Raw genomic sequence first — 6,828 nt, forward strand, 5'->3', positions numbered from 1 at the left:
GGGCCAACCGGGTCCTGGGCGTCGACTGGCTGGTGGACGCGCTGTGGGACGGGCGGCCGCCGGGCGGTGCGCACGTGACGCTGCGCGGTTACGTCGCCGGGCTGCGGCGGGCGCTGGAGCCGGGGCGCGGCCGGCGCGCGGCCGGCGAGGTGCTGCTCGGGCACCCCGGCAGCTACGAGCTGCGCGTCCCGCCGGGGTCGGTGGACGCGGTGCGCTTCACCGACCTCGCGGAGGCGGGCGCGCGGGCCCTGGTGGGCGGCGACCCGGTGGCGGCCGAGCGGCGCTGCGCCGACGCGCTGGCGCTGTGGCGCGGTGACGTGCCGGTGGCGGACCTGGCGGCGGTGCGGCCCGACGTGGCGCGGCTGGTCGAGGCGCGGCTGACCGCCGGGGAGTGCCGGTTCACCGCCGCCGTGGCCGCGGGCGGGCACCACGCCGTGCTGCCGGAGCTGCGCCGGTTCGTGGCCGCCCACCCGGAGCGCGAGCACGCCCGCGCCCAGCTGATGCTCGCGCTGTACCGGGCGGGGCAGCAGGCGGAGGCGCTCGCGGTGTTCGACGAGGGTCGGCGGCTGCTGGCCGAGGAGTACGGCGTCGCGCCGGGCGAGCGGCTGCGCTCGCTGCACCGACAGGTCCTGGACCACTCCGTGCCGCCCGCGGACGTGCGGTTCGCGGTGTCGGACCGGAGGACACGCGATGCCGGGGTGGAGGACACGCGCGGTTCGGGGCTGGTGGGGCGGGCGGGCGAGTTGGCGGTGTTGGGCGGGGCGCTCGCGGCGGCGGTGCGGGAGGGCGGCCGGTTCGTCGCGCTGGTGGGTGAGGCCGGGATCGGGAAGACCAGCCTGGCGCGGGCGCTGGCCGAGCGGGCGGGCGTGCCGGTGGTGTGGGGCCGCTGCCCCGACCTCGGGCAGGCGCCGCCGTTCTGGCTGTGGTCGCAGGTGGTGCGGTCGCTGGCGCCGCGCGCGGACGACCCGGCGCTGGCGGGGTTCGCCGCCGGTCCGCCGGCCGGGCGGAGCGACCCGGCGGCGCGGTTCCGGGCCTACGAGGCCGTGTCCGCGCTGATCCGCTCGGCGTCCGAGCCCGCCGGGCTGGTGCTGGTGCTGGACGACCTGCACGCGGCGGACGCCGACTCGTTGCTGCTGCTGAGGTACGTCGCCGCGGCGCTGCCCGAGTCGCGGGCGCTCGTGGTGGCGACGCTGCGCCCCTACGAGCACGACCCGGTGCTGGTCGCGACGCTCGCCGACCTGGCCCGCGGTCCCGGGTACCGCCAGGTGCGCCCCGCCGGGCTGGACGCGGGGGCGGTCGCCGAGCTGGTGCTGTCGCGCACCGGCTCCGCTCCCCCGGCCGACCTGGTGGACCGGCTGGTCACCCGGACCGGCGGCAACCCGTTCTTCATCACCGAGCTGCTGGCCTCGCCCGGTGACGAGCCGCCGCCGAGCGTGCGCGACGCGGTCCGCCTCCGGCTGCACGCGCTGGACCAGCCGAGCCGCGAGCGGGTCGACCTGTTGGGCGTCGCGGGGCGTGAGCTGGACGTGGCGGTGCTGGACGTGGCAGCAGGTGGGGCTGTGGCGGCGGGTGGGGCTGCGGTGGGTGAGGCCGTGGCGGGTGGGGTTGGCGGCCGGTGGCTGGAGCTGGTCGGGCACCTGGTGGTGGAGACCGGGCCGGGGGTGGTGCGGTTCCGGCACCCGCTGTTCGCCGAGGCCGTGTACGCGGAGCTGGGGCCGGGCCGCCGGGCCGAGCTGCACGCCCGCCTGGCCGACGCCGGTCACGGGTGGCTGTCCCCCGCCGAGCTGGCCCACCACTACGGCCGGGCGCGCGACCGGGCCGAGGACCACCTGCGCTGGACCCTGGAGGCGGCGGAGGACGCCACGCGGCGGCTGGCCTACGAGGACGCCTTGGCGCACCTGGACCGCGCCGCCGCGTCGGCGGTCGGTGAGGCCGAGTTGGAGGTGCAGCTCAAGCGGACGTCGCTGCTGCAGATCACGGTGGGGGTCGGCAGCGACGCGGTGGACCGGGCGGCGGCCCGGGCGCGGGAGCTGCTGGGGCGGCCGGAGCCGCTCCCCGGGCGCAGGCTCGCCCTGTGGACGCTCGGCGAGCTGGCCTGCAACCGGGCGGAGTTCGACATCGCCCGGGACCTCGCGAGCCGCCTCGTCGGGGGCGAGGGCGAGGGCGGGGACGACGGCGGGGACCGGTTGACCGGGGTCGCCGGTCGGTACCTGCTGGGGGTGGTCGCCTACTTCACCGGTCGCCTCGCCGACGCCGACGACCTGCTCACCGCGGCGGTCGACCGGCTCGACGCGCGGCTGCTCGTCGGCCGCACCGGGCGCACGCCCACGCTCGCCACCCACGACTTCCGCGCCCTGGTCCGCTCGCTGCGCGGTGACGCCGAGGCCGCGCGGCAGGACCTCCGCGCCGCGCACGAGCTGGCCGAGCGCGCCGACGACCCCTACGGCCGGGCCAACGCCGCGCTGTTCTCCGGGTGGACCGCCCTCCAGGAGCACGACGTGGCCGCCGGGGAGGTGGCGGCCCGCCGCTGCCGGGAACTCGGCGCGCGGCAGAACATGCCGCACTTCGTGACCGTCGGCGACTTCTTCGCCGAGTGGGCCGCCGTGCGCGGGGGTGACGCGTCGCGGCTGGCCGCGGTGCGGGAGGCGGCCGACGGCATCTACCGGCTCGGGTTGCGGTCGACCCGCACGATCACCACCGCCGCCGTGGCCGACGCGCACCTGGCCGTGGGCCGGCTCGACACCGCCGCCGAGCTGGCCGACGCGGGGCTCGCCGCCGCCGTGGCCGCCGGGGAGCGGGTGCTCGTCGCGGAGCTGCACCGGATCCGGGGTGTGGCCCGCGGCGCGGAGGAGGACCTGGTCACCGGGGCGCGCATCGCGGTCGAGCAGGGCGCGCACCTGCTGGCCGCCCGGTTCCGGTGATCGGGCGCCCCGCGACGGCGACCTCGTGCACCGACCTCAACAGCGGTTCCCACAGGATTCCCACAGCCCTCCGGTGTGCTGGTCCGGCACAGCCAATGGGGAGGGACCGGATGTTCGACGTTGTCGTGGTGGGGTGCGGGCCGGTGGGCGCGCTCACCGCCAACCTGCTGGGCGTGCGCGGTGTGCGCACGCTGGTCGTGGAGCGCTCGACCTCGCCGCACGGGCAGCCCCGCGCGTTCTCCTGCGACGACGAGGCGCTGCGGATCTACCAGCAGGCCGGGTTGCGCGACGAGGTGGCCCGCGACATGCACCCGCCGTCGGTGGCGGAGTACGTCAACGCCGGGGGGCGCGCCTTCGCCACCATCGCGCTGGACGAGGTCGACTTCGGGTTGGGCGCCCGGCCGCTGCACTTCTTCGACCAGCCCCGGCTGGAGGCGGCGCTGCGCGCGGGCCTGGGCCGGTTCCCCGACCACGTCACCCTGCGGACGGGTGTCGAGCTGGTGCGGCTGGAGCAGGACGGGGACGGTGTCGCGCTGGTGCTGCGGGACGTGGGCACCGGCGCGGAGAGCGAGGTGCGCGCCCGGTACGTGCTGGGGTGCGACGGCGCGCGCAGCACCACGCGGGCCGCGGCGGGCATCGGCCTGACCGGCACGTCGTACGAGGAGCCGTGGCTCGCGGTGTCCGGCGACGTGGCCCCGGGCGGGGTGCGGGTGCCGACGACCCGGTTCGTGTGCGACTGGCGGCGGCCCGCGTTCGTCTCGCCCGGCGCGTTCGGCTCCCACCGGCTGGAGTTCATGCTGCGCGACGACGAGGACCCGGAGGTGATGACCCGGCCGGGGACCATCGCCGAGCTGGTCTCGCCGTACGTGGACCCGGAGCGGTTCGCGGTGACGCGGGCCGTCGTCTACACCTTCCACCACCTGGTGGCCGAGCGCTGGCGGGCCGGGAGGGTGTTCCTGGTGGGCGACGCGGCCCACCAGATGCCGCCGTTCCTCGGGCAGGGCCTGTGCAGCGGGCTGCGGGACGCGGCGAACCTGACGTGGAAGCTCGCGCTGGTGCTGCGGGGCGAGGCGGACGACGCGCTGCTGGACACCTACGAGCGCGAACGCCGGCCGCACACCGAGGAGATGGCCCGCACCAGCGTCCGCATGGGCCGGGTGTTCCTGGTGCGCGACCGGTTCGCCGCGTTCGCGCGGGACGTGCTGCTGCGCGCCGTGCAGCTGGTGCCCCGGGTGCGGCGCGCCGTCCGCCGCTTCGAGTTCAAGCCGCGGCCGGCGCTGCCCGGTCGGCGCGGCGCGGTCGGCACGATGTTCCCGCAGCCGGAGGTCGTGGTCGACGGCGCGCGGCGGCTGCTGGACGACGTGCTGGGCGCGGAGTTCGCGGTGGTCGGGCCCGGGGTGGACCTGAGGACGGCGACCGGGTGGCGCGGGCCGGCGACGCGGTTCGTGCGCGTGGTGCCGCCGGGCGGGGCGGCGGGCGGCGGGATCACCGAGGTCCTCGACGCCGACGGCGTGCTGACCGCGTGGTTCGCCCGGCACGGCACGGACGTGGTGGTGCTGCGCCCGGACCGGTTCGTCCACGCCACCGGGGTCGCGGCCGGGGTCACTGCCGGGATCACGGCCGGGGTCGTCGGCACGCGGCTGGCGGCCGACGAACGGGCAGGGTGAGCGCAGGCCGGGTCAGCGCAGGCCGGGGCCGGGCGCGCTGCCGGGCGTGCGGAGGGGGTGGTGGGCCCCGGGCGGTCACCCCGCGCGGCGGTCGAGTTCGGCGATCCGGCGCCGCAGCACGTCCTCCCACTCCCGCAGCTCGCGGGCCGGCCTGCCCAGGCCGGTGAGCGCGAGCCGGTGGCGTTCCAGCCGTTCCGTGCGGCAGCGGGGGAAGGCCAGCTTCAGCGCGGTGTCCAGCATGGCCAGGTGGTAGTTCAGCAGCTCGCCGACCCGCCGGGGCGCGGGGTCGGGCCACGCCAGGTCGGCCGCCCAGCCGAAGAGCCTCGCGTACTCCCCCGCGACCACCTGGCCGCAGCGAGCCACCTCGCCGGGCACCTCGCCGGGCCACGCGCAGTCGCGGATCACCTCGTCCGCCCGGTCCTGGAGCGCCACCGCCCGGGACACGACCTCCAGCAGGGTCCCCAGGCGCACGCGCTGCTCCGCCACCGGGTCGAGCCGCACGCTCCCCGGTGAGCGTCGGTGTTCGATGCGCGGACGCAGGCGCATCGCCCCACGGTACTCCGCCGGGGCTGGGTTCACGAGGCGCCACCGGCCGGTGGCGGTGGTCGACTACCCGGTTGGACCAACCCGCTGTGGTAGGCGGCGGCGATGGCCTGCGCCCGGTCGCGCAGGCCGAGCTTCATCAGGATGCGGCCCACGTGGGTCTTGACCGTCGCCTCGCCCACCACCAGGTGGGCGGCGATCTCCGGGTTGGACAGGCCGTGGGCGACGAGGACCAGCACCTCCCGCTCCCGCGCGGTCAGCTCGCACAGCTCGGCGGAGGTCGGCGCGCTGCCCGCGGGGCGGCTGGCGAACTCGCGGATCAGTCCTTTCGCGACGGTCGGGTCCAGCCACGCCTCGCCGGAGGCGACCGTGAGCACCGCGTCGACCAGCTCGCGCGGCACCGCGTCCTTGAGCAGGAAGCCCGACGCGCCGGCCCTCAGCGCCGCGTAGACGGCCTCGTCCACGTGGTAGGTCGTCAAGATGATGATCTTGGTGGCGTGGTCCTCGCCGGCCGGGTCGGCGTCGATGATCCGGCGGGTCGCCTCGACGCCGTCCATGCCGGGCATCCGCACGTCCATGAGCACGACGTCCGGGTGCAGCTCGGCGGCCAGCGCCACCGCGGCCACGCCGTCGTCGGCCTCGGCCACCACCTCGATGCCGGGCTCGGCCTCCAGCAGCATGACCAGCCCGGCCCGAACCAAGGGCTGGTCGTCCACCAGCATCACCCGGATCACCCGACCTCCTCGACCCGTTCGTGCGCCCGCTCCGGTTGCGGCGCGGGCGCGGGGAGCACGGCGGTGAGCCGGAACCCGCCCTCGGGCCGCGGGTCGGCGGCCAGGCAGCCGCCGATGATCGCCAGCCGTTCGCGCAGCCCGGTCAGGCCGTGGTGGGCGGACAGGGCGCGGTCGGGCAGCCGGCCGCGGCCGTCGTCGACGACGGTGACGGTCAGGTCGGCGTCGCCCCAGGTCAGCCGCACCTCGACGGTCGCGCCCGGCCCGACGTGCTTGGTGACGTTGGTCAGCGCCTCCTGGGCCACCCGGTAGGCGGCCAGGTCGACGCTGGCGGCCAGGCACCGGGGGGTGCCCTCGACCCGCGTGCGCACGCGGACCCCCGCCGCGGAGACCACGCGCACCAGGTGGTCGAGGTCGGCCAGGCCCGGCTGGGGCCCACCGGTGACGCCGTCGGGCGGTGGCGGGTCGTCGCGGCAGCTCAGCCGCAGCGCGGTCAGCATCCGGCGCAGCTCGCCCATGGCCTGCTCGCCCGCTTCCTCGATGTGGCCGAGCGCCTCGCCGACCCGGGCCCGGTCGGTGGCGAGCACGCGCCGCGCGCCCGCGGCCTGGAGCACCATGACCGTGACCGAGTGGGCGACGATGTCGTGCAGCTCGCGGGCGATGCGGGTGCGCTCGGACAGCACCGCCTCCCGCGCGGCGCGCCGCCTGCTGATCCGGGTCCACCGGCCGGCGGCCCAGACGCAGCCGTAGAGCAGCAGGTAGAACACGGTGACGACGGGCAGCACCACGCCCCGCTCCCCCGGCGGGTGGGTCGCGGCCTCCTGGAGAGCGGCGAACAGCCCGAGCACCGAGCAGGCGACCGCGGCGCCGGCCGACACCCGTCCGGGCCGGGTGAGGGCGACGGTGAACAGCGCGACGGCCGAGGTGGCGGCCAGGCTCGTGTCGACGCCGGTGACCGGGCCGACG

Annotated in this window: 5 protein-coding genes; 2 read left to right on the top strand and 3 right to left on the bottom strand. The window is 77.4% G+C overall.

The genetic code is table 11. The features are described 5' to 3' along the window. Together ACFV4N_RS37280 and ACFV4N_RS37285 are read left to right on the top strand one after the other, a co-directional pair. On the top strand, nt 1-2,921 hold a 2,921-nt coding region (locus ACFV4N_RS37280), incomplete at its 5' end, for an ATP-binding protein (protein ID WP_499677381.1). A 110-nt stretch (nt 2,922-3,031) separates the two neighbouring features. Further along, entirely contained in the window at nt 3,032-4,588 is a 1,557-nt protein-coding gene (locus tag ACFV4N_RS37285; protein WP_499677382.1) for a bifunctional 3-(3-hydroxy-phenyl)propionate/3-hydroxycinnamic acid hydroxylase, read from the top strand. 75 nt (nt 4,589-4,663) lie between these two features. On the opposite strand, the gene ACFV4N_RS37290 is transcribed toward ACFV4N_RS37285, so the two are convergent. The 3 genes from ACFV4N_RS37290 to ACFV4N_RS37300 all read right to left on the bottom strand — a co-directional run. Beyond that, on the bottom strand, nt 4,664-5,134 hold the full coding sequence (locus ACFV4N_RS37290) for a hypothetical protein (protein ID WP_499677383.1): 471 nt from the start codon (nt 5,132-5,134) through the stop codon (nt 4,664-4,666). Between the two features lie 29 nt (nt 5,135-5,163). Continuing rightward, nucleotides 5,164-5,865 carry a response regulator gene (locus tag ACFV4N_RS37295; protein ID WP_499677384.1) on the bottom strand — a complete coding sequence of 234 codons (702 nt, stop codon included), beginning with the start codon at nt 5,863-5,865 and terminating at the stop codon, nt 5,164-5,166. Further along, nucleotides 5,862-6,828, bottom strand: a 967-nt coding sequence (locus ACFV4N_RS37300) for a sensor histidine kinase (protein WP_499677385.1), incomplete at its 5' end; no start/stop codon positions are given. The genes ACFV4N_RS37295 and ACFV4N_RS37300, both read right to left, overlap by 4 nt.

It is taken from the genome of Actinosynnema sp. NPDC059797, assembly GCF_042732085.1.
Lineage (GTDB): Bacteria > Actinomycetota > Actinomycetes > Mycobacteriales > Pseudonocardiaceae > Actinosynnema.

Excerpts from the sequence above, each read along its gene's own strand:
- ACFV4N_RS37285 (WP_499677382.1), top strand. The coding sequence starts at position 3,032 with ATGTTCGACGTTGTCGTGGTGGGGTGCGGGCCGGTGGGCGCGCTCACC.
- ACFV4N_RS37290 (WP_499677383.1), bottom strand. The coding sequence starts at position 5,134 with ATGCGCCTGCGTCCGCGCATCGAACACCGACGCTCACCGGGGAGCGTG.